We start from the raw sequence: 21044 nt of genomic DNA on the forward strand, positions 1-21044 counted from the left end.
TCAATTGAGGTCTGTCTGATGGATACAAAAGGCAAAGTTTACATTGTGACGGGATCGGCAACGGGTGTGGGTGCCGCGACTGTACTGCAACTGGCACAACGCGGTGCCAGGCTTGTCATCAATTTTACCCGCAGTCAGGAAGAGGCCGCGCAGACGGCTGCGGCCTGCGAGGCATACGGTGCCGAAGTTGAACTGATACAGGCGGATGTTGCGCAGGATGATCAATGCCGCAGGCTCGTCAATGCAGCGATTGAACGCTGGGGTCGCCTTGATGGCCTGGTCAACAATGCTGGCGTCACCGTGAAATCCGATCCCTTCGACCTCGAAACCCTGTCAGCGGATGATTTCCAGCGAGTGTTCGGCGTCAATGTGGTTGGCTGCTATCAGATGTGCAGAGCGGCGTTACCCTGGCTGCGCGAAAGCCAGGGTTCCGTGGTGAATGTATCGTCGCATGTGGCGTTCACCGGTGGCGGAAGTTCACTGGCGTACACCGCGTCAAAAGGGGCGATTAACGCCCTGACTCTGGCACTGGCGCGAACACTGGCTCCTGAAGTGCGGGTTAACGCCGTGTGTCCTGGCGTGATCGATACCCGCTGGATGCGTAATGCGATGGGGGAGGATGCCTATGCGAGCTTCGCGGAACGTCAGGCCTCGATGACACCGCTGGGTCGGGTGGCGACCGCTGAAGATGTCGCCCAGGCCATCGTGTGGTTGCTACAGGGCGCTGACTTTATTACCGGTGAGCTGCTGTGTGTCGATGGCGGATTCCGGTTGATGGGCGGTCTTCGTAAGACTGCTGCCGGGAGTGTAAGTTAAATGTCACTCCATGCTGATGACCTGTTCGCCTATGCTATCCCGGTCACGCATGCTCGCGTGACCACCAGGGACGCGTTGCTCTATGCGCTATCGACAGGTTATGCGACGCGACCACTCGACCCACAGCAGTTACGTTATAGCTATGGTCCCGATCCCATCGCCGCGCTGACCCTTGCCAATGTTGTCGCCCATCCCGGCCCGTGGATGCGCGATGCAGGTGTGAACTGGAGTGGTGTGGTTCACGCCGAGCAACGGTTAATCATTCATCGTGAAATGCCACTCGACCAGGACCTGGTCTGCACTTCCCGCATGGTCAGCGTTGTCGATAAAGGGGCTGAAAAGGGGATGTTTGCCAGTTACCAACGCACTCTTACCACTGCCGATGCAGGTGTGGTGATTGCGACGATCATCCAGACCGACGCCTGTCGATTCGATGGGGGCTGTGGCTCGCAGGGGACGCCGCCTCCGGCATTATTGCGTGTTCCCGAACGTGAGGCCGATAAGGTTGTGGACATTGTTATACCTCCGGATGCCGCACTCCTTTACCGCCTGAACGGTGACTTCAATCCACTGCATGCCGATCCTGCGTTTGCCCGGTCTGCCGGTTTTGAACGACCGATTCTGCACGGGCTTTGCACCCTTGGTCATGCGGGGCGTGTGGTCGCTGACTGGGTTGCGCAAAACGACGGGAGAACACTGCAAGCGATAGATGCCCGCTTCACGGCCGTGGTCTTTCCTGGCGATCGGCTTACGGTAGAACAGTGGATTGAAAATGCCCAGGTTCGTTTCAGAGTGCGCGCACCCGAGCGTAACAGCACGGTGATCGATTGTGGCACAGCGCTTCTGCCATCCGCAGCCCGTAGCGGCGATCATTAACCGGACAAATATCGTTGGAAACCGCCCAGCTCTCGTATTTCATTTTGGCATGTCAGTTTCGTAATCATGCTGAAGCAGCAACGTATTCACAGGTGCCGCCTTCGACCATGAGTGAGAATAACCATGCACTGGAGCGTGAGCTGGGATTAACCCTGTTTCAGCGTGGCCCGCACGGGCATTACCCCACGGAGGCGGCCCGCTGGCTCTATCAGGTGGTCGAGCCGTTGTTGCAGGCGGTCCAGGCTGCACAGGGGATAGTGGCGCAGCCGGATTTGCTCTCCCTGCGTTATCTGGATGTGACCTCGCCCTTACAATTTATGGTCGGGCATCTTGCCCGTACCACCAGCCTGGCCATCGCGGCGTTAATGCGCTCAATGCCGGGGGTGGTGGCGCGTGCTCACTTCGCCCTGAGTCGCCCTCCTTATATCCATGTGCTTGATAAACACCAGGGCAATGAGCAACCAGACGTGGTGCTGAATTACGCCGCCAATGCTGATGAACCTGATGGCGCGGTAATTTTGCGGGATGAATGGATTTCCCTCGCCGGTCCGGCTCTGGGCAAAGCCCCTGGTGCCAGCACCCTCACTTTTGAGGCGTTGCGCAGTGCGCCGCTGTATGTGCCGCCGCTGGATCCCGTACAACTGGCGCAAATCCGCCATTACTGCCGCGCGCATGATTTACCACCACCGAGGGTGATTGAAGAAGATGTCGGCACATTTGAGCGACTCTCACGAGAACAGCAACCCTTTCATCTGCTGGCACCGCGCAGTCTGGTGGCGGCCAGTGCCGAACGTTCCACTCTGCGGCCCCAGCGTTTGCCGGTTGATCTGGCGGCGGTGATTGTTGCCCATTTTAGCGCGGGGGATGAGGTTGCGGCCTGTTTTGTTGAGCATCTGCGCGCCATCATTACGACTGACAATCCCGTCATCGCTTACAAACCTGGTATCACCATCAGGCAGCTCCGTTACTTTCTTGCTGTCTCGGAACGTTTAAATGTGACAGCGACTGCCCGGCAATTGCATGTCGCCCAACCGGCGTTATCAAGTCAAATCAGTAAACTGGAGGCGACGCTGGGGATGACGCTTTTTCAGCGCAGCCGCAAAGGCCTGATCCCCTGTGATTCGGCACATCTGCTGCGTGACCTGATGCGCCCGGCGCTGCTTGCCTGTGAAGGCATCACCGCCGCAGCGAGCTACTATGCCGCCTGTCGCGAAGAACGCCTGACGATCGGCATCACTCCTGTCAGCAACCATGACGCACCGCTGGCGCAGGGTCTCGCGCTGACTATCGCAGCATGGACGCAACGCTATCCCAGCGTGAAACTCCGCATCACAGAAGGATCGGCAGAAACGTTGCGGTGTTGGGTGGAGTCTGGCGAAGTCGGATTTGCCATCGTAGCAGGTGAGGGTGATTTGTCGCGCGTGGATGCACTTGGGGTGATATCCCGTGCACAGCACCCCATCAGCAAACCGGGTGCTATCACGCTGTCCGAGGCACTCAAACTCCCGCTGGTGTTGCCTGGACCTGAGGTGGATTTACGGCAGCAACTGAATAAAGCCGCTGCGGAGATTGCGGCCAGCGTCACACCCGCCATAGAAGTCGGCTCGCAGTCGCTGATTCTCGCCCTGGTTAAACAGATGCCGCTGGCTGCCATCATGCCAGCGTCAGCTGTCACCCGGCTGGTGGCAGAGGGCGTGCTGCAATTTAACCCCATCTGCGCTCCCCACCTTACCTATGGCCTATCCTTTCTCTGCCCGGATAACCGCACACTGACGCAGATGGAGCAGGATCTGCTGGCGCTGCTGGGTGAATATCTCCAGCTGGAGCCGAATCAGCTTTGATTCGGCCAGCCATTTAATAATCTGCCAGGTTTTGACGTACACGTTCGTATATATCGGCAGGGGGGCGTACGAATTCTGAACGGCCCCCTGGCTCGCCATCTCCTGGCCGGGTGGTTGCGACCATGCCAATCTTGGTTACGGTCAGGTTCTCATGCACCGGATCGCAGCGATCGGCCTTCACGCCCGGTAGCACAATCAAATCCTCATGACCACGGAAGCGCGCCGCCAGCGACCACTCCACCTGACGCGGGTCTTCAATATCGACGTCATCCTCAACCACAATGATGTTCTTGAGCAGATTCACTAAGCCCATCGCCAGCAACACGGCGCGTTTGCCCTCACCGGCGCGCGGGCGATGCATGGAAATCACCGCATGCAGGCGTCCCATGCCGCCTTCAGTGATCAGCACCCGCCTGACGGAGGCGATCGAACGTTGCAGATCGCGTGTGAGGGTGGCACCGATGGCAACCGCGCCCAGCAGGCAATGTTCGGCAGCATAACCGGGCAGGATGGCCTGGTAGAGCGCATCCTGCCGATGCGTAACGCACTTAATTTCGCCGCCGATGCCTGGCCCATAATAAACATAGAATCCAGGAAACTCGGAGACTGCGCCTTCTTCGATCAAGTCGCTCGGGTACAGCTCACCCTCAAGAACGATTTCCGCATGAGCGGGGACTTCCAGATCAACCGTCTTGCATTTGACCAGTTCAACGCCTTCGCCCAGCAAACCACCGGCAATATCAAACTCGTCGTCGCCGAGGCCCACATACATTTGTGACCCCAGCAGCACCGCCGCATGATTACCAATGGCGACAGCGATTTCGAGGGCATGGCCTCGTTGCTGCGCCTTCTCCGCCAGCATGGCGAGATGATGGTTCTTCGCAATCCCGGCCATGATGCGACCACCGCCTTCCAGACGTAAGCGGGCAATAGAGACATTGCGGCGGCCGGTTTCGGGATCTTTCGCCACAATGACACCGGCGGTGATATAGGGGGCGCTCTCTTTTTCGAACCAATGGGGGACTGGCAGCAATGCGCCTAAATCGAAAGGGGCATGATGAACGACGGATTGCACTGGCGCATCTGCAACCATGACTGGGCTGACAGGATTTTGCAGGGCATGCAGGCAAACGGCATCGAGTTCGCTGGCATCAATCTCCAGCGCCTGGGCAAAACGGGCGCGCGCGTTGAAGAGATTACCGATGACCGGCATGGAACTCTGACTGACATTGGCAAACAGCTGCGCCGGACCACGTTCACGCAGGGCAAGCACCGCCGCGATTTCAAATTTTGCATCGACGTTGCGGGTAATGCGTTTTAATTCGCCGGTCTTTTCCAGGCTGGACATAAATGCACGTAGGCTTTGGTCTACCACTTACCCGTATCCTTAGCAGGAAACTGCGTATCTGTTCAAAATGCAGAGAAAATGTCAGCAGGTTGCCGTCGCTCTCTCTGCGCGAAAGGGGGAGCATATCCTGTTCGTCAGCGCAGCGATAATTGCTTTTTTCGAAGCCGGTCATCACTAAAAGCGAAGAGATAGATTGCTTGCTAAGTGTTTGATGATGCGGCAAAGTCGGCGCTCATTATCCCTTGTTCAGAGTTCAGTTATGCAGCGAATCATTATCGGTATTTCCGGTGCCAGCGGGGTTATTTACGGTGTGCGGATGTTGCAGGTGCTGCAACAGGTTGCCGAAGTGGAAACCCATCTGGTGATGAGCCAGGCCGCCCGACAGACTCTGGCGCTCGAAACGGATTTCACGCTACGTGAGGTGCAGGCGCTGGCTGATGTGGTCCATGATCAACGCGATATTGCCGCCAGTATCTCATCCGGTTCCTTCAAGACCGCCGGGATGGTGATTTTGCCCTGTTCGATTAAAACCCTGTCGGGGATCGCACACAGCTATACCGATGGTCTGCTGACACGGGCAGCGGATGTGGTGCTGAAAGAGCGCCGCCCACTGGTGCTGTGCGTGCGGGAAACGCCTTTGCATATCGGGCACCTGCGTCTGCTGACCCAGGCCGCAGAGATGGGGGCGGTGATCATGCCGCCCGTGCCAGCCTTTTATCATCGACCGCAAACCTTGCAGGAAATCGTGGATCAAACCGTCAACCGCGTGCTGGATCAGTTTGATATCGCGCTACCGCAGGATCTGTTTACCCGCTGGCAGGGTGCTTATTGATTCAACTCCTGCAACAACCGGGTGTTGATATATAACTTCTCACGCCCGACATTCATTTCTTCCAGCACGCCGATTTCGACCAACTGCTTCAGATAAGATGATGCCGTCTGACGTTTTGCGACGCCGTGTTCAACCAGGTTTTCAATGCGGCAATAGGGTTGTGCAAAGAGAACCTGAAGTAATTCATGAGTATAGATTTTGGGCAGTTTTTCCCGGACATAGTCAGTCGCTTCCGCCACCAGGCTACGTACAATCGCGATTTTTTTGGTTGTCCATTTTGCCGTGTTTTCCACGGCTTCCAGCATAAAGAGGATCCATGCTTCCCAGTTGCCCTCCGCGGTTACGCTGCGCAGCAAGGTGTAGTAATCATCACGTCTTTCGAGGATGAAACGGGAAAGATAGAGGATCGGCAGTGACAGTAGCTCAGTCTGGATCAGATAGAGGATATTCAGGATACGGCCTGTACGCCCGTTCCCGTCCGGAAAGGGGTGAATGCATTCGAACTGGTAGTGAGAAATCGCCATTTTCACCAGTGGATCGATATCATCCTCGGCGTGTATGAAGCGTTCCCAGTTTGCCAGCAAATCACGAATGGCGGATTCACCGACTGGCGGCGTGTAGACCACATCATGGTTCTGGTCACGTAACACCGTACCCGGTGTTCTGCGGATATCGGTTTGCACCGCGCGCAACCGGGTACAAATCGATACTGCGGTATTGGTACAGAGCGGATGTGTTGCCAGTTGGCTAAAGCCCTCAAACAATGCGCTGCGATAGCGCAGGGCTTCCTTCGTGGCGGGATCGGCATGTTCGGCGCGGTCCGCAAACTGGAAGAGCTGGTCGCTGGTGGTCACAATGTTCTCGATGCGGGAAGAGTCCTTTGCTTCCATGATGGGCAGGATATTGATCAGTAAACCCTGATCGGGGATCAATTCGCCTGCGGTTTTCAGCTCCGCAACGGCCGCGCGCGCACTGATACAGGCTTTGAGCACTGCGCGTGTTTCAATGCGATCGAGATCGGGAGGAAGTAAAGGGAGTTCATTGTAGGGGGTTTCTGGCTGCCAGCGCATATGTTTAAAAAAACCGATTTTATCGACATATCGCCATAATATGTCGATGCCATAAACATGTCACGGCCATATGTTTAAAAAAACCGATTTTATCGACATATCGCCAAAACGTGTCGATGCCATAAACATGTTACGGCGACATGTTTAAAAAAATCGATTTTATCGATATATCCTCAGAATTCCGAATCAGCGCCCGCGTCTGCATTATCAGCTATTCTTACCGGCTACAGCATCAAACGGTGCTGATTCCCCTTAGTCGGTACAAGCATTACAGAGAGTTACATGAGAAAAGTTATTAACGCCTTTTTGCCCCTCTATGCCACCACCCTGTTAATGTTGCTCGGTTCTGGTCTGCTGACCACCTACGTTTCACTGCGTCTGGCGCATGAGCAGGTCAACGGTGCATTGATCGGGGCGATCACCGCAGCGAACTATGTCGGGCTGGTGATTGGCGGCAAAGTTGGGCACAACCTGATTGCCCGCGTCGGCCATATCCGCAGCTATGTTACCTGCGCCGGTATCATCACCGCCTCGGTGATTGCGCATGGCCTGACCGACCTGATTCCGCTTTGGGTGTTTCTGCGCCTGATAATCGGATTATGCATGATGTGCCAGTACATGGTGCTGGAAAGCTGGCTCAACGATCAGGCCGAGTCTTCGCAGCGCGGCATGATTTTTGGCCTGTATATGGTGGCGACCTACCTTGGCCTGAGTGGTGGCCAGGTGATCCTGGCGATGCAAAGCGGTTTTGGTATCAGCACGTTGCTGATTGTCGCGCTGTGCTTTGCGCTGTGCCTGGTGCCCATCGCCCTGACGACGCGAACCAACGCCAGGGCGATGTCGCCTGCACCGATGGAGCTGGGTTATTTTATTCGTACCATTCCGCGTCTGCTGGCCACCACGGTGGTCAGCGGGATGGCGATTGGCGCGTTTTACGGGCTGGCACCGGTGTATGCCAGCAGCCAGGGATTTAGCACGGAACAAACCGGGCTGTTTATGAGCCTGAGTATTTTCGCCGGGCTGGTGGCGCAGTTTCCGCTCAGTTGGTTGTCGGATCGTTTTGATCGTCAGCGCTTACTGTTTTTTATCGCGCTGTTATATGGCGTGTCGGCGCTGGTGCTGGGCTTGCCGCTCAATCTGCCGTTTCAGTTCCTGCTCGCCATGGCGTTTTTTATTAGCATGATGCAGTTCGGGCTTTATCCTTTGCAGGTGGCGCTGGCGAATGATCAGGTCATGTCAGAACGACGCGTGTCACTCACCGCATGTTTGCTGATGGCGTTTGGTATTGGTGCCAGTATCGGACCACTGGCAGTGGGGGCCTTGATGCAGCCGTTTGGCAGCCATGTGTTGTATCTGTCTTTCACGTTCTGCGCGCTGTTGATCGCGGTGATGAACCGTCCGGTTAAGGTGCAGCCCGTGCCGACTACCGAGGTGCCACTGCCGCATGTGGTGATGCCGGATAGCCTCGCCACCTCGCCGATTGGCGCAGCCCTGAACCCGGTGCTGGAAGAAGAAGCGATTCAGGCGACGATGGTGAATACCGACGACGTGCCAGATGAGCCAGCCGAAGCCACCCGGTGAACCATTTCACCGGGTCGTAGCGGCGCGATTTATCGCGCGCCTTTTGGCAGAGGCAGCGTTGTGAATAGCGCGATAAATCGCGCCGCTACCAGTCCCTGGACGGGTGCTGCATCAGCTGCAACGTCTCCGCCAGCCGTTCCAGGCGGGCATATTCGATAGCCGGGAGATATTTCGCTGGAATCCCGGTGACGCCCCCAGGCTCGTAGCATTTTGCCTTATACCACTCGGATTGCTGATTGACGCTTCTCGGCTCTGATTTACCCATCCATCCCAGCACCTTATCAGCCAGTGCCTGTTCTGACGCGGGAATAGTACGCCATACCTGCTGGAGCACTTTTTCGGAGGGAGTATGCCGGTAGAAATCTGCCGGTAACACATTGGGCCAGTACAGCTCCACACCATACTTTCTGGAGAGTTCGACCCATTTTGTCAGGAAATTAGTGGGATTTTCCAGGTACGCTTCCCGCTCTGGCTGACTGAGAAATGCGGCGATATCGGTCATCCCGGATACGGTGGTTTGTAATGATGGGTGGAAGGGCGGTTCTCCCGCTTGCTGCCGACGATGGCAGGCCTGGAAAAATTCCGCATGCTGCCAGGCGGTACGGGCGAACGTCAGACAATAAATAATACAATCCCACTGGCTTTTTTGCGCAAAAGCGCCGATGACGCTAATGCGGCTATGGATCAGTTGTGGCGTGCTTTTTAGCATGGATGTTAAGCGCTGGTGAATGACATCGATAATGCCTCCTCCCAGATGCGCCGCGCTCTGGACAACCATCAGCGATGGCGGTTTGCCAGCGGAAAAGACCATGTCGAGATACAAATGATGGCTATTACTTTTCTTTGTCACCGGTGCCCATAAGATACAGCGATTATGTATTAACTGGCCTGTTTCCTGAGCGTGATTATGTGCTGACAGAATATCAGCCAGCAGCGCGGCGAGGGATGTAAATGATTTCAGATTGATATCAGGATGCCGGATATTTTCATTCCGTATCAACGCGGGTAATAGCTTCCTGTCACGCTCCCAGCTTTCCCACGTAGGTGCCAGCCCGGCATCGATATCATTGGCGGATAAATGCCAATGGTTTTTCAACGCGCTAAGGGTGGTATTGTCAGAATAACGATAGTTGAGAAAGTCTGGTCGGTTGATGGTATTAATGCCGGATGACTCACCTTTACCATTTAACGTTAAAATTGCGCGCGCTTGCAAATCAGCATATCGGAACGCTAAAGAACGTGAAAACTCCGGGTCATAATGCCGCTTAATCTTTCCGGGCAGAGAGGCGGTGACATAGGCCGAGGGGTATTGGGTTTTCTGTAGCAAAAGCATCTGCACCGCATTGTTATCAAAGCATTTTTTCGCCACGGTCGTCAGCATTTTTTTGCTCTGCGTATGTTTAATGAATTCAACGGGCAAAATGGAAGAAGGGTGATGAATAACGTCTGGAAAAAATTCGTCTGATAGCGGAATAAAGGGAGGAGAATCATTTCTGGCATGCTGGTTATCATGCCACTCTTGAAAAAGTTCCCGATATTTATATGATTTAAGCGAAAAATCCAGACCAAAACGAACGCAATCCCACGTTATCTTTTGGGCACCAATACCGATCACACTGATATTCGAGTAAACACGACGGCCATCTTCTCGTCGAATACTCACCAAACGATCGCCAGATAAGCCAGATACGATGTCTCTCATCATTTGACGGGATGCCATGGATAACGGATCGCAGGAATCAATAACGATAAACGAAGGATTCATACCCGGTTTCAGCGAGACATCAATAAATTGCGCGTGGGAAATCGTTGGCCTGGCGTCAGTGGCATTATCGTTAGCCACAATATAGCGACCATGGATGGCTTCACCTTTCTGGTTCACCTCTTCCTGGTCACGTTGCAGGCTGGAAATAAAGTGATGGATGGCAGGAGAGAATCTGAGATTGAGCGCGGGGTTGCGGTCATTTTCCGCCTGCACCAGTAGCGGCAAGGTTACGCTGATATCTTTCAGGAAATCATCCTGGTTGGTGGGCTGACCATTTTTTATCGCATATAAATGTTCACGGAGCCGGTGTTGCAACGTTAACGAGGCGGGAGAGCATTGGCAGTTTGCCGCTTTTAACACCGCCGATTTGAAAAGATACTGCTGATTAATAATGAAGTCTTGGGTGACGGGAGAAGGGGAGAGTGTCAGGGCAGTGGCATCCGTATGCATCATATTTATCCTTCCATGGGTGGCTCGGCGATTCGCACCAGATGGACGATCAGCCACAGCAGCTCATCATCCGTCATCCCTACCTCAAGCATCTTTTTCACATAATCATTGATCGCCAGCGCACAGCGATGCATGCGCGGATGCTGCTGAATGATCTGCGGCAGCAAGGTATTACCCTGACTGTGGTTCAGCTGCCCGGCAAACATGCGCTGAATAAAAAACTGCATATGAATCAGAAAGCGTGAGTAGTTGAGAGAACCGGTGTCGATGGTGATATAGGCATGGTACTGAATAATATTGAAGATATCTTTGAGCATACGCATTGCCAGTAGCGTCTGGCTGGTATCACTGTGTTCAGACTGACCATTCACCAGATGAAAGGCGATATTACCCGCTTCCTCAGGCGGCAGTTCGAGCTGGAACTGGCTGTTGAGCCGGGTCACCACCTGCTGCGCCAGCGTGAACTCCGCTGGCCAGAAGCGCTGGACCTCAAACAACACGCGGTTTTGCAGCATGATGCCTTTACGGCTGCGTTCCACGGCAAACATCAGGTGATCGGTCAGAGTAAAGAAGATTTGCGGACGCAGCGGATTGCTTAGCCCCTGCTGCGCCATCTGCATCACCAGCGCCGTCATCTGGAAAACTTCTTCCGGCATGGCGGCGAAAGCATTGAGATATTCCGCGCCCGGCAGGTTTTCCTGCACCATAAACAGCTTCTCGACTTTTTCCCGTGGGATCATGTCGCCGACGCGGCTGCTGAAACCGATACCTTTACCCATCACGATGGCTTCCTTGCCATCGCGATCTTCGGTCAGCACCAGGCTGTTGTTCAGGACTTTAATGACCTTCATCTGCTAACGGGTGTCCTGTAATTGTTGTCCGTTACTGGCGATAACCTGTTGATACCAGCCAAAACTGCGTTTAGGGATGCGTCGCAAATCATGCAGCGCTTGCTCATCGCGATTAACATAAATGAAACCATAGCGTTTCGCATAGCCCTGATGGGTGCTGACCACATCAATCGCCGACCACGGGAAGTAACCGATCACCTCGACGCCATCGGCCAGCGCCAGCTGGATCTGCTCAATATGCTGGCGCAGGAAATCGATACGATAACCATCGTCCACCGTGCCATCCGCCGCCAGGGTATCGGGCGCACCGATGCCATTCTCGGTGATCATTATCGGCAGGTTATAGCGTTCGCAGACTTTGCGCAGGGTTAAACGCAAGCCGACAGGGTCGATGACCCAGCCATAAGGCGTTTTCGCGGTATACGGATTCTCCTCGGGCCGGTACACGCCTGGCTCGCCCAGCATGATCTGCTGATCACCCGCGCGGGGTGCCACGTCCGAGGCATCTCCCCGGCTGGCGGCAATGGTGGCGGTGGAATAGTAGTTGATGGCGACAAAATCAGGACGCGCTGCGGCCAGCAACTCACCATCTTCCGGCAGCATCTGTGGTGCCAGCCCGCGATCCTGCAAATAACGCAGGGCAAGGGCGTTGTAGCGACCGTGTACCGCGACATCAAGAAAGCTCCAGCAACGCAGGGTTTCCCAGTTATGCGCGGCAATGGCATCTTCCGGGCGACAGGTGGCGGCGTACATCGAAGTGGTGTTGATCGCCGGGCCGATTTTCGCGTCGGGCAGCAATGCGTGGCACCGCTGCATCACCTGGGCTTGCGCCACCAGCATATGGTGGCTTTGCTGGTAGAGCGATTTTTTATCCGGCAACTCGCGTCCGGGCGGCGTACCAATCGCGCCCGGATGCAGGATCATGGTGTTCTGTTCGTTGATGGTCAGCCAGTAACGCACCTGGTCACCCAATTCCCGGAACAGCAAATCGGCATAACGCACAAAAGCCGCAATGGTGTGGCGATTCAGCCAGCCACCTTGCTGCTCCAGCGCCCACGGCAGGTCGAAATGGTACAGGGTGACGATAGGTTCAATGTCATGATTGCGCAGGGTGGTGATCAGCCGCCGGTAAAAATCCAGCCCGGCAGGATTGACCGCGCCATCGCCGTCGGGGATGACCCGTGACCAGGCCACCGAGAAGCGGTAGGCTTTCAGGCCGAGTTGCGCGAACCACGCCACGTCGGTTTCCATCTGCTGATAATGATCGCTGGCTACGGTGAAATCAGCTTTGCCAACCGGATGGCTCAGCATATCGACCACCGAAGGGCCTTTACCGTCGCTGTCCCAGGCTCCTTCGACCTGGTAAGCCGAGGTCGAAGCACCCCAGAGAAAATCCGCCGGAAAAGGGGTGGATTGTTGATAAATCATGCGGCCTGCTCCCTGAGACTGAGTTCCATAATCGGCTGACCAAAATCAACCGGCGCATCCGCCGCAATAGTGATGGCAAATTCATCGCTGTTGATCACCACCACTGGTGTGATCAGGTCATAACCGGCGGCGGCAATCGCCTGCATATCGAAGCGAACCAGCTCATCACCTGCCTGCACCTCATCACCCACCTGCAAAGATGAGCTAAAGTGCTGACCACCCAGCGCGACGGTATCCAGACCAATATGCACCAGCACCTCCATCCCATCGTGGCTCATCAGGCCAACGGCATGGCAGGAAGGGAGAAAGGTCATCACTTTGCCGCTGACCGGGGCGCGCAGAACGCCTTCCTGTGGGCGGATCGCCACGCCCTGGCCGAGCAGGCCATTGGAGAACACATCATCATTCACTTCGCTTAACGCCACCATCTCGCCACGCAGCGGGCTGACGATAGTCCCAGGCTTCAGGTTAACCGGCGCAGGAGCCACCTTTGGCGTTTGCGTATTCGCTTCGGGAATATCTTCAAAGCCCAGGATCCAGGTCAGGGCGAAGGTGACCACCATGGCGATGGCACAGGTTATCAGCGCATGCACGATGTTCATTGGATTGGCACCGATAAACGCGGGCAGCGCGGCCAGGCCCGGAGAGACAAAGGCATAACGCACCAGGCCACTTAATCCGGCATAGATACCGGCACAACCGCCACCGATCATCGCCGCAATCAGCGGGCGTTTTAATTTTAGCGTCACGCCATACAGCGAAGGTTCGGTAATACCCAACAACGCGGTGAAACCGGCAGAAGAAGCGAGCTGACGCAGGTTTTTGTTGCGGGTTTTCAGCGCGACGCACAGGGTCGCCGCCCCCTGGGCGATGTTGGACGCCAGCATGCCTGGGCCGTTAATCATCTCAAAACCATTTTTACTCAATTGCCCGGTGGCAATCGGGGTCATCGCCCAGGCGGTGCCGGTGATCACCAGGAACGGTTGCAGCCCACCCATCAGCATCGGGATCAGCCAGCTGGCATGACGATCGATAATCACCGCGCCGGAAGCCACCACATCGTTCAGCCAGATACCGAGCGGACCGACCACCACCAGCGCCAGCGGGGCGGTCACCAGCAGGATAATCATCGGCTTAACAAAGAATTTGATAATCGACGGGGAATAGCGTTCGGCAAAACGCTCAATCCACGACATCAACCAGACGGTAAGGATAATCGGCAGCACTGACCCGGCATAATCCGCCAGTTGGAAGGGCAGACCAAGGAAGTCCACCGGTTTGCCGCTGGCGATCATTTTGCCAATCTCCGGGTGCAGCATCGCACCGGCAATGGTCATCGCCAGAATGGCGTTACATTCAAATTTCAGCGCCGCGCCATACGCCAGCAGCACTGGCAGGAAGAAAAAGGCCGCATCCGAGATGATGTTGAGCAACTGCCAGGTCGGGCTGCTCTCATTCATCACGCCGGTGAGTTTGCAGATGGCGAGCAGCGCCTTGATCATCCCGGCCCCGGTTATCGCCGGGATCACCGGGGTGAAGGTGGTGGAGATCACGCTAATAATCTGCGAGACAATGCCGCTGCGCTCTTTGTCGGTCTGCGGCACCGCCTTCGCTTTGTTGCCGCTGGTGGCTTTTTCCAGTACGCGAAACACCCGCTGCACATCGTTGCCCACCACAATCTGGAACTGCCCGCCGCGCTCGACGACGCTGATCACCCCCGGCAACTTTTCAATCTGCGCGCTATCCACCGCATCGCGATCGTTAAATTCCATACGCAGCCGGGTGGCGCAATGGGTCAGGGTACGGATATTCCCGCCCCCTTTCACCAACCGTAAAATCTCGTCCGCTAACTCGTTATGACTCATAGTTTTCCCTTTCGTTAAGGCAAAAAAAAAGACCAAAACAAAAATGCACGCCGGAAAAATAACCGGAGCTGACATTTTCATTTTGGTCTTGCCTGCCGAAGCAGTAGCACGCCGCAATAAAACGTATGTGGTTGTTGCGTGGAGGAGTATCTTTACGCCTCGCAACATTGGCAATAACTAATAATAAAAACTGTGAAGCAACGCAATCATTTCCCACCGTTCAGCGCTCGGGTCACTGGCTGAAAGCGCGCCATAACATAGGAAAATATGATGAATAAGGCTGGGCAGCAGGTCGCAGAGGCGATTGCCGCCGAAAATCAGCGCAGGCAATCGTCGCCGGTAATAGGAAAATCGTTGGGATTAAAACACAGCATTAAATCTGCCGGGCATACGCCGCCGCTTTTTTGAAAAGCTCGTCTGAGGGACGCACCCCGGTATATAAGTAGAATTGTTCCACCGCCTGAATGGCGAAAACTTCAGCACCACTGATCACCGTTTTCTGTTTCTCCTGCGCATAGCGAATCAGCGGGGTTTGTTCAGGTAACGCCACCACATCAAACACGATCTCAGCCGTTCCCACTTCATCGGCGGAAAACGACAGGGTATCAGCATCAGGGCCGCCAGACATGCCTACCGGCGTGGCATTGATCAGCAATGCCGGGGCCAGGCCTGCCATGGAGGGACGATATTCATACTGATAAGCCTCAGCCAGTTCTTTGCCACTGTCTTCATCTCTGGCAATAATATATCCCTGCTTAAATCCGAGATTTTTTAATGCACAGGCAACCGCTTTTGCCATCCCGCCACTGCCTTTAAGCGCAAATGTCAGGTCGCCTGAAACCTGATATTTCTTCAGCAGGGTGGTGATGGCAATATAATCGGTATTATATCCCTTCAAATAACCCTCGGTATTCACGATGGTGTTCACCGCATTAATTACCCGTGCGGATTCATCCAGCTCGTCAATAAGTGGAATACATGCCTGCTTAAAGGGCATCGAAATTGCGCAACCGCGGATCCCCAGCGCTTTCACGCCGCCAATCGCCGCTGCAAGATCGTGGGTGGTAAATGCTTTGTAGAGGTAATCCAGGTCCAGCGCATCGTACAAATAATTATGGAAGCGGGTACCGAAATTGGTTGGCCGCGCGGCAAGAGACATACAAATTTTGGTGTCTTTATTGATCATTCTGGTCATGACATTTTTCCCTTCAGTGTGATTGCCTGCGGAGAAATATTGCTTTAAAAAGGTGAAATGAAAAACTGATGTGTTTTGCTGCACAGAGTTCATCTTTTATGAGCACACAACGGCTGGAACGGCATTATCAGAAGCTGCTGGAACTGTTTCCGCAGCGTGAGGCACTCACCACGCTGCAAACCCTGGCGGATGCGCTCTATTGCAGTAAGCGGCATATGCGCACGCTGATCATTCAGATGCAATCCCAGGGCTGGCTGGCGTGGGAGGCCACCCCTGGTCGCGGGCATCTGGCAAAACTGGTGCTGCATTATTCACAGCAGCAATTGATGCTGGCGAATGCGCAACGCTTGTTAGATCTCAATGATATGCGCGGCGTGCTGAAGTTATTAGGTAACGAGAAACATCACCTCGCGACCTTGCTGCGTGGTCGGCTCGGCCATCGTATTGACGATGAGCAGCAAACCCTGCGCATTCCCTATTATCGTTCGATGCCGAATCTTTATCCCGGCACCGCGCTGCGACGCTCTGAAGTGCATATCATCAAACAGGTGTTTAGCGGACTGACGCGCATTGAGGAAAGCAGCGGTCAGGTGGTGAAGGATTTAGCCCATCACTGGCGCAGGCTGGATGCGTTGCACTGGCGCTTCTTCCTGCGTCCTGGGGTTCAATTCCATGATGGCACGCCGTTAACCAGCAGAGATGTGGTGGTTTCCCTGCTACGCAGCGCCCGATTGCCGTTGTTTTCGCATCTCAGCAAGGTTGAGGCTGAGGGGAATCTCAGCGTGATCATTACCCTGACCCAGCCGGATGAATTGCTGCCGCAATTGCTGACCGATGCCGCGGCCCTGATAGTACCGGCGGACCATCAGCAGCGGCAGAATTTTGCTGCACTTCCGGTTGGAACCGGCCCCTTTAAGGTTGCCGATAATAATGAGTGGCATTTAACCCTGCGGGCGTTTGATGGTTATTTTGGTTTCCGCAGTTTGCTGGACGAAATAGAAATTATTACCTGTCTGGATACCCCGGTATCAAATGCCTCCCAGGGGCCGCTGGCGTTACTGAGTTCCAGCATGAGCGATCTGGCCTATGTATCCAGCCCGCTCAGCCATGTGGATCGCCCTTCTGCCGATGAAATTGAACTGGAAACCGGCGGGTATTTTTTGCTGTGCGACAGTCGCTCACCGTTCTGGCAAAACATGGCCCACCGGCGCTGGATACGCGAGCAGATCGACCCGCAGGCTATTATTCAGAATTTCGTGGCAGAAATTCGTCCGCTATGGATGGCTGCGGCCAGCATCCTGCCCGGCTGGTTGCATCATATTGACGCCGGGGAAAGCGTCAGTCCGTGGGAAGATTCTACCCTGCCACGGCGGTTGCGACTGGCTTACCACCATCAGCACTGGGAATTCCCGATGGTGATTGCCGAATTTAAACATCGCCTGGCGGCCAGCGGCGTGACCTTAGAGGTGACGGAATTAAGCTATGAAGCCTGGGCGGCAGGCGCAGGGGTGTTCGATTTGTGGCTGGGAACGGTGAATTTCACCGCGCCGGAAGCGTGGAATGTCGGTGCCTGGCTCACCGGGATGCCGTTATTAACCCGTTCGGTTGCCGGTGGCGACCAGGCGTTGTTCGCCAACTGGCAACAACAATGGCGCAGTGGCGCGCTGTCTTCGCAGCAACTGGCGGAAACCATCATTCAGCGCGGCTGGTTACAGCCGTTATTCCATCACTGGATGCGCCTGCAAGGGCCAGAACAGGCCAGAGGCGTGCATTTTAATAATCTGGGATGGTTCGACTTTACCTCCACCTGGATTGAACCGGAAAACCCACCCTGAGAATGCTGATCTTGTCGCAGGTCATGCGCGGGGAATGCGATACACTCGAAGCTGTGCCTCCACCATTGGACGAGAAGTTATGAATGACAAAAAAATGATATCCATTGATCAATTCAACGCAGATGAACGGCTTGCGGTTGATGAAGCATTCAACGCATTGATGCAGAAGTATCGCCAGCGCACCGGGAGAGAGCCGGACGCGAAGAAAGAGAAAGAATTCACCGCCGAGGCCAGGCAGCAAATCATGTCGGTGAAGCAGGCCAAAGAGAAAGCGCTGGCGGAGAAAGCAAAGAAAAAACCGGTGCGCAAGAAAAAGCCTGAATCGCTGGCCGCGAGCGAAGTCAGTGATTTCAACTGGTCAGCTTCGGTCACCAAAGGCCGCAGATAAACTGATCGCGACAAATTTGTAGCTGCGCGATTTATCGCGCAATACATTGCGCAGCTATATTTTCCTTATCGATATTTTGGTGCAACGCACCAGCACCACGCCCCAGGCTGGGGCAGCACTTCGGGCACTAAATGAATATCAGGTACTGAACGCCTGGCATTGCTCTTGCATTTCCCTTGTATATACATGCCCGGATGACCTCCGGCTTCTAACCATAACGACAACTGAAGGAAATAGTTATGCTTTCTCGCTATGCATTGAAAAGATCGTTTAGCACCGTTTTATGCGCAGGGATGCTGTCAGTTACGGTTCACTCTGTTTACGCCGCGGAAACGGAACAGGTGAAAATGGGGATCGAACCCTGGCTGGGTTATGGTCAGTGGCATATCGCCTCTGCCAAAAACCTGTTTGAGAAAGAAGGGTTAAAGAAAGTCGAGGTCATCAACTTTGCCGAGGATAAAGACATCAATGCCGCGCTGGCGAGTGGGCAGATTGACGTCGCCAACATCGCGACCCATACCGCGATGGGGATGATCTCGGCAGGCCTGCCGGTGAAGATTGTACTGCTGCTGGACCAGAGCAACACCGCCGATGCGATTCTGGCAAGCTCTGGCATCACCAGCATTAAAGACCTTAAAGGTAAGCAGGTGGCCTACGAAGAGGGCACCACCAGCGACATTCTGTTGCGCAGCGCCGTGGCCGCAGCGGGCTTGTCCTTTAGCGATATCAAACCGGTGCCGATGCCAGCTGCATCAGCCGGGAGCGCCATTATCGCCGGACGCGTACCGGTGGCCGTCACCTATGAACCCTACCTCACGGTGGCAAAAAAAGGCGATCCCAGCCTGAAAATGATTTACAGCGGTTCTTCCGATCCAGGGCTTATCAGCGATGTGTTGGTGGTGCGTGACGACTTTATCAAAGACCATCCGGATGCCATCAAAGCGCTGATTAAAACCTGGGGCCAGGCGCTGGATTACTACAACGCCAATCAGACCGAAGGGCGCGCCATTATCTCCAAAGCGGTGGGCGCGACACCGGAAGATCTCGGCACTGCGTTTGATGGTGTGAAGTATTTCACCCTGAGCGACAACAAAGCGCTGCTGTCGCATGACTTCACCAGCAAAACTTTCCCGCACATTCTTCAGGCCGCGACTGCGGCAGGTATCGTCACGCAGCCGGTCACCCCTGCGCAGACCATCGATGCCAGCTTTGCCGACGCGCAATAAGCGCGGTTAAAACTTCTCCGCCGGTGCTGCCAGCGGAGAAGACCTGCCACACGGAGGAATTATGAGTTCTATCGACGTTCAGCGCGTCAATCGTCAGGCCAAAAAGAAACGGCGGCGCTCGAATTTATTAACCATCGGCAAAGAGCCAACCCGCGCTCAATTCCTCATCATCTCTGTCGCCGTGTTTGCGGTGTTGTTGCTGGCATGGTGGCTGGCGACCTCAACGGGCACGATAAAACCGATATTCCTGCCGGGGATAGAGCGCGTCTGGCATCAGATGGTGACTCTGGCGCAGAACGGCACGTTACAAAGCGACATCGCCAGCAGCCTGTATCGCATGGTTATCGCTTTCGCCATTTCCTCGGTGATGGCGATTGTGATTGGAGTGCTGGCCGGTTGTTATGGGTTGTTCAAGGCGATTGTCGAACCGCTGGTTGATTTTATCCGCTATATGCCGGTGGTGGCGTTTGTGCCGCTGACCATTTTGTGGACCGGCACCGACGATATTCAGAAGTTCCTCGTTATCTGGATCGGCACCTTTTTCCAGCAGGTACTGATGATGATCGATGCTATCAAACGTGTGCCGACGGATTTTGTCGGGCTGGGCCGGACCCTTGGCCTGTCCGATCGCCGCATCCTGCTGCGCATCGTGATCCCTTCCGCGTTACCGTCGATCTGGGATGCGTTGCGGATCAGTCTCGGCTGGGCGTGGACCTGGCTGGTGCTGGCCGAACTGGTGGCGTCTACTTCCGGTCTCGGTTATCGCATCGTGGTTTCCCAGCGTTATTTCCAGACCGACACCATCATCGGCTACATCCTGCTGCTCGGTTTCCTCGGGCTTATCACCGATCAAATCATGCGCGCGGCTGAGCGTGTGCTGTTCCGTTACAACCGGAGAGGTTCCTGATGGCGACGCTGACGCTGAATAAACTGGAAAAAAGTTTCCCGATGGGCAAAACCCGCCGCCGGGTGCTGCATGGCATCGACCTGACGCTCAACGACAACGAATTTGTGTCGATTGTCGGGGCCTCGGGCTGTGGCAAAAGTACCTTGCTTTCTATCGCCGCCGGTCTGGAAGAGTTCGATAGCGGTGATGTGCTGGTGGATGGCGCCCCCATTGAAGGACCGGGACTCGATCGCGGTGTGGTGTTTCAGTCCTACACGCTGCTGCCGTGGCTGACCGCGCGCGGCAACATTGAGTTTGCGTTAAAAGCCGCAGGCACCCCGGCCAAAGAATGTCGCGACATCGCGCAGCAGCATCTCGAACTGGTGAAACTGGGCAACGCGGCCGACCGCTGGCCCGGTGAACTTTCCGGTGGGATGAAACAGCGCGTCGCCATTGCCCGTGCCTTGTCTTACCGTCCCAAAATCCTGCTGATGGATGAACCCTTTGGCGCGCTGGACGCCATGACGCGTCATCAGATGCAGCAGTTGCTGATCGAAATCTGGGAAAAGCATCGCCTGACGGTGATGTTTGTCACCCACGACATTGAAGAGGCGGTGTGGCTCTCCGACCGCATCGTGGTGATGGGCCAGGGCTATATCGACTCCACCTTCCCGGTGGGGCTACCCCGTCCGCGCCTCGAAGGGGTTAACCGCACCCCGGAATTTCTTGAACTCCAGCATGAAGTGCTGAATCGCATTCAACAACACGCATTAGCTCATTGAAACAAGGAA

The 21044-nt window shown here is 55.0% G+C and carries 17 protein-coding genes; 10 read left to right on the forward strand and 7 right to left on the reverse strand.

Going from position 1 to position 21044, the window contains the following annotated elements; genetic code table 11:
* Window positions 1–18 precede the first annotated feature (18 nt).
* From HA50_RS25040 to HA50_RS25050, 3 genes are read left to right on the forward strand one after another with little or no spacing between them, the layout of a single operon-like run.
* On the forward strand, window positions 19–816 hold the full coding sequence (locus HA50_RS25040) for an SDR family NAD(P)-dependent oxidoreductase (protein WP_084879509.1): 798 nt from the start codon (window positions 19–21) through the stop codon (window positions 814–816).
* Window positions 817–1692, forward strand: a complete 876-nt coding sequence (locus tag HA50_RS25045; protein ID WP_084879510.1) for a MaoC family dehydratase — start codon at window positions 817–819, stop codon at window positions 1690–1692.
* Between the two features lie 14 nt (window positions 1693–1706).
* Window positions 1707–3533: a LysR family transcriptional regulator gene (locus HA50_RS25050; RefSeq protein WP_084879511.1), complete on the forward strand. Its 1827-nt coding sequence runs from the start codon at window positions 1707–1709 to the stop codon at window positions 3531–3533.
* Window positions 3534–3546: 13 nt separating this feature from the next.
* Here HA50_RS25050 and HA50_RS25055 read toward each other — a convergent pair whose 3' ends face one another.
* Window positions 3547–4908, reverse strand: a complete 1362-nt coding sequence (locus HA50_RS25055) for a UbiD family decarboxylase (RefSeq protein ID WP_084879512.1) — start codon at window positions 4906–4908, stop codon at window positions 3547–3549.
* A gap of 232 nt (window positions 4909–5140) precedes the next feature.
* Between HA50_RS25055 and HA50_RS25060 the strand changes: the two genes are divergently transcribed.
* On the forward strand, window positions 5141–5713 hold the full coding sequence (locus HA50_RS25060; RefSeq protein ID WP_084879513.1) for a UbiX family flavin prenyltransferase: 573 nt from the start codon (window positions 5141–5143) through the stop codon (window positions 5711–5713).
* Here the strand turns inward: HA50_RS25060 and fic are convergent.
* Window positions 5707–6783 carry a protein adenylyltransferase Fic gene (gene fic, locus HA50_RS25065; RefSeq protein ID WP_084879514.1) on the reverse strand — a complete coding sequence of 359 codons (1077 nt, stop codon included), beginning with the start codon at window positions 6781–6783 and terminating at the stop codon, window positions 5707–5709. The genes HA50_RS25060 and fic overlap by 7 nt on opposite strands.
* A gap of 282 nt (window positions 6784–7065) precedes the next feature.
* Here fic and HA50_RS25075 point away from each other — a divergent pair, with 282 nt between their 5' ends.
* On the forward strand, window positions 7066–8364 hold the full coding sequence (locus HA50_RS25075; protein ID WP_084879515.1) for an MFS transporter: 1299 nt from the start codon (window positions 7066–7068) through the stop codon (window positions 8362–8364).
* An 85-nt stretch (window positions 8365–8449) separates the two neighbouring features.
* On the opposite strand, the gene HA50_RS25080 is transcribed toward HA50_RS25075, so the two are convergent.
* The 5 genes from HA50_RS25080 to HA50_RS25100 all read right to left on the reverse strand — a co-directional run bounded on the left by HA50_RS25080 (window position 8450) and on the right by HA50_RS25100 (window position 15918).
* On the reverse strand, window positions 8450–10636 hold the full coding sequence (locus tag HA50_RS25080) for a YopJ family acetyltransferase (RefSeq protein WP_139811031.1): 2187 nt from the start codon (window positions 10634–10636) through the stop codon (window positions 8450–8452).
* Window positions 10585–11430: a PRD domain-containing protein gene (locus HA50_RS25085; protein WP_084879517.1), complete on the reverse strand. Its 846-nt coding sequence runs from the start codon at window positions 11428–11430 to the stop codon at window positions 10585–10587. Before HA50_RS25085 ends, HA50_RS25080 begins: the two co-directional genes overlap by 52 nt.
* 3 nt (window positions 11431–11433) lie before the next feature.
* Window positions 11434–12858, reverse strand: coding sequence for a glycoside hydrolase family 1 protein (locus HA50_RS25090; protein WP_084879518.1), 1425 nt, complete (start codon window positions 12856–12858; stop codon window positions 11434–11436).
* The gene (locus tag HA50_RS25095) at window positions 12855–14723 is read right to left on the reverse strand and encodes a beta-glucoside-specific PTS transporter subunit IIABC (protein ID WP_084880227.1); all 1869 of its coding nucleotides are present in this window, start codon (window positions 14721–14723) and stop codon (window positions 12855–12857) included. The genes HA50_RS25090 and HA50_RS25095 overlap by 4 nt, the downstream gene beginning before the upstream one ends.
* A 373-nt stretch (window positions 14724–15096) precedes the next feature.
* Complete coding sequence (locus tag HA50_RS25100) at window positions 15097–15918, reverse strand: shikimate 5-dehydrogenase (RefSeq protein WP_084879519.1); 822 nt, start codon at window positions 15916–15918, stop codon at window positions 15097–15099.
* A 98-nt stretch (window positions 15919–16016) separates the two neighbouring features.
* On the opposite strand from HA50_RS25100, the gene sgrR reads away from it, so the two are divergent.
* From sgrR to HA50_RS25125, 5 genes are all read left to right on the forward strand, one after another.
* Window positions 16017–17753, forward strand: coding sequence for an HTH-type transcriptional regulator SgrR (gene sgrR / locus HA50_RS25105; RefSeq protein WP_084880229.1), 1737 nt, complete (start codon window positions 16017–16019; stop codon window positions 17751–17753).
* Window positions 17754–17832: 79 nt separating this feature from the next.
* The gene (locus tag HA50_RS25110) at window positions 17833–18141 is read left to right on the forward strand and encodes a hypothetical protein (protein WP_084879520.1); all 309 of its coding nucleotides are present in this window, start codon (window positions 17833–17835) and stop codon (window positions 18139–18141) included.
* 293 nt (window positions 18142–18434) lie between these two features.
* On the forward strand, window positions 18435–19367 hold the full coding sequence (locus HA50_RS25115; protein ID WP_276329385.1) for an ABC transporter substrate-binding protein: 933 nt from the start codon (window positions 18435–18437) through the stop codon (window positions 19365–19367).
* Between the two features lie 61 nt (window positions 19368–19428).
* On the forward strand, window positions 19429–20274 hold the full coding sequence (locus HA50_RS25120) for an ABC transporter permease (protein WP_084879522.1): 846 nt from the start codon (window positions 19429–19431) through the stop codon (window positions 20272–20274).
* Window positions 20274–21035 carry an ABC transporter ATP-binding protein gene (locus HA50_RS25125; RefSeq protein WP_084879523.1) on the forward strand — a complete coding sequence of 254 codons (762 nt, stop codon included), beginning with the start codon at window positions 20274–20276 and terminating at the stop codon, window positions 21033–21035. Before HA50_RS25120 ends, HA50_RS25125 begins: the two co-directional genes overlap by 1 nt.
* Window positions 21036–21044: the final 9 nt, after the last annotated feature.

The organism is Pantoea cypripedii (assembly GCF_002095535.1).
Lineage (GTDB): Bacteria > Pseudomonadota > Gammaproteobacteria > Enterobacterales > Enterobacteriaceae > Pantoea > Pantoea cypripedii.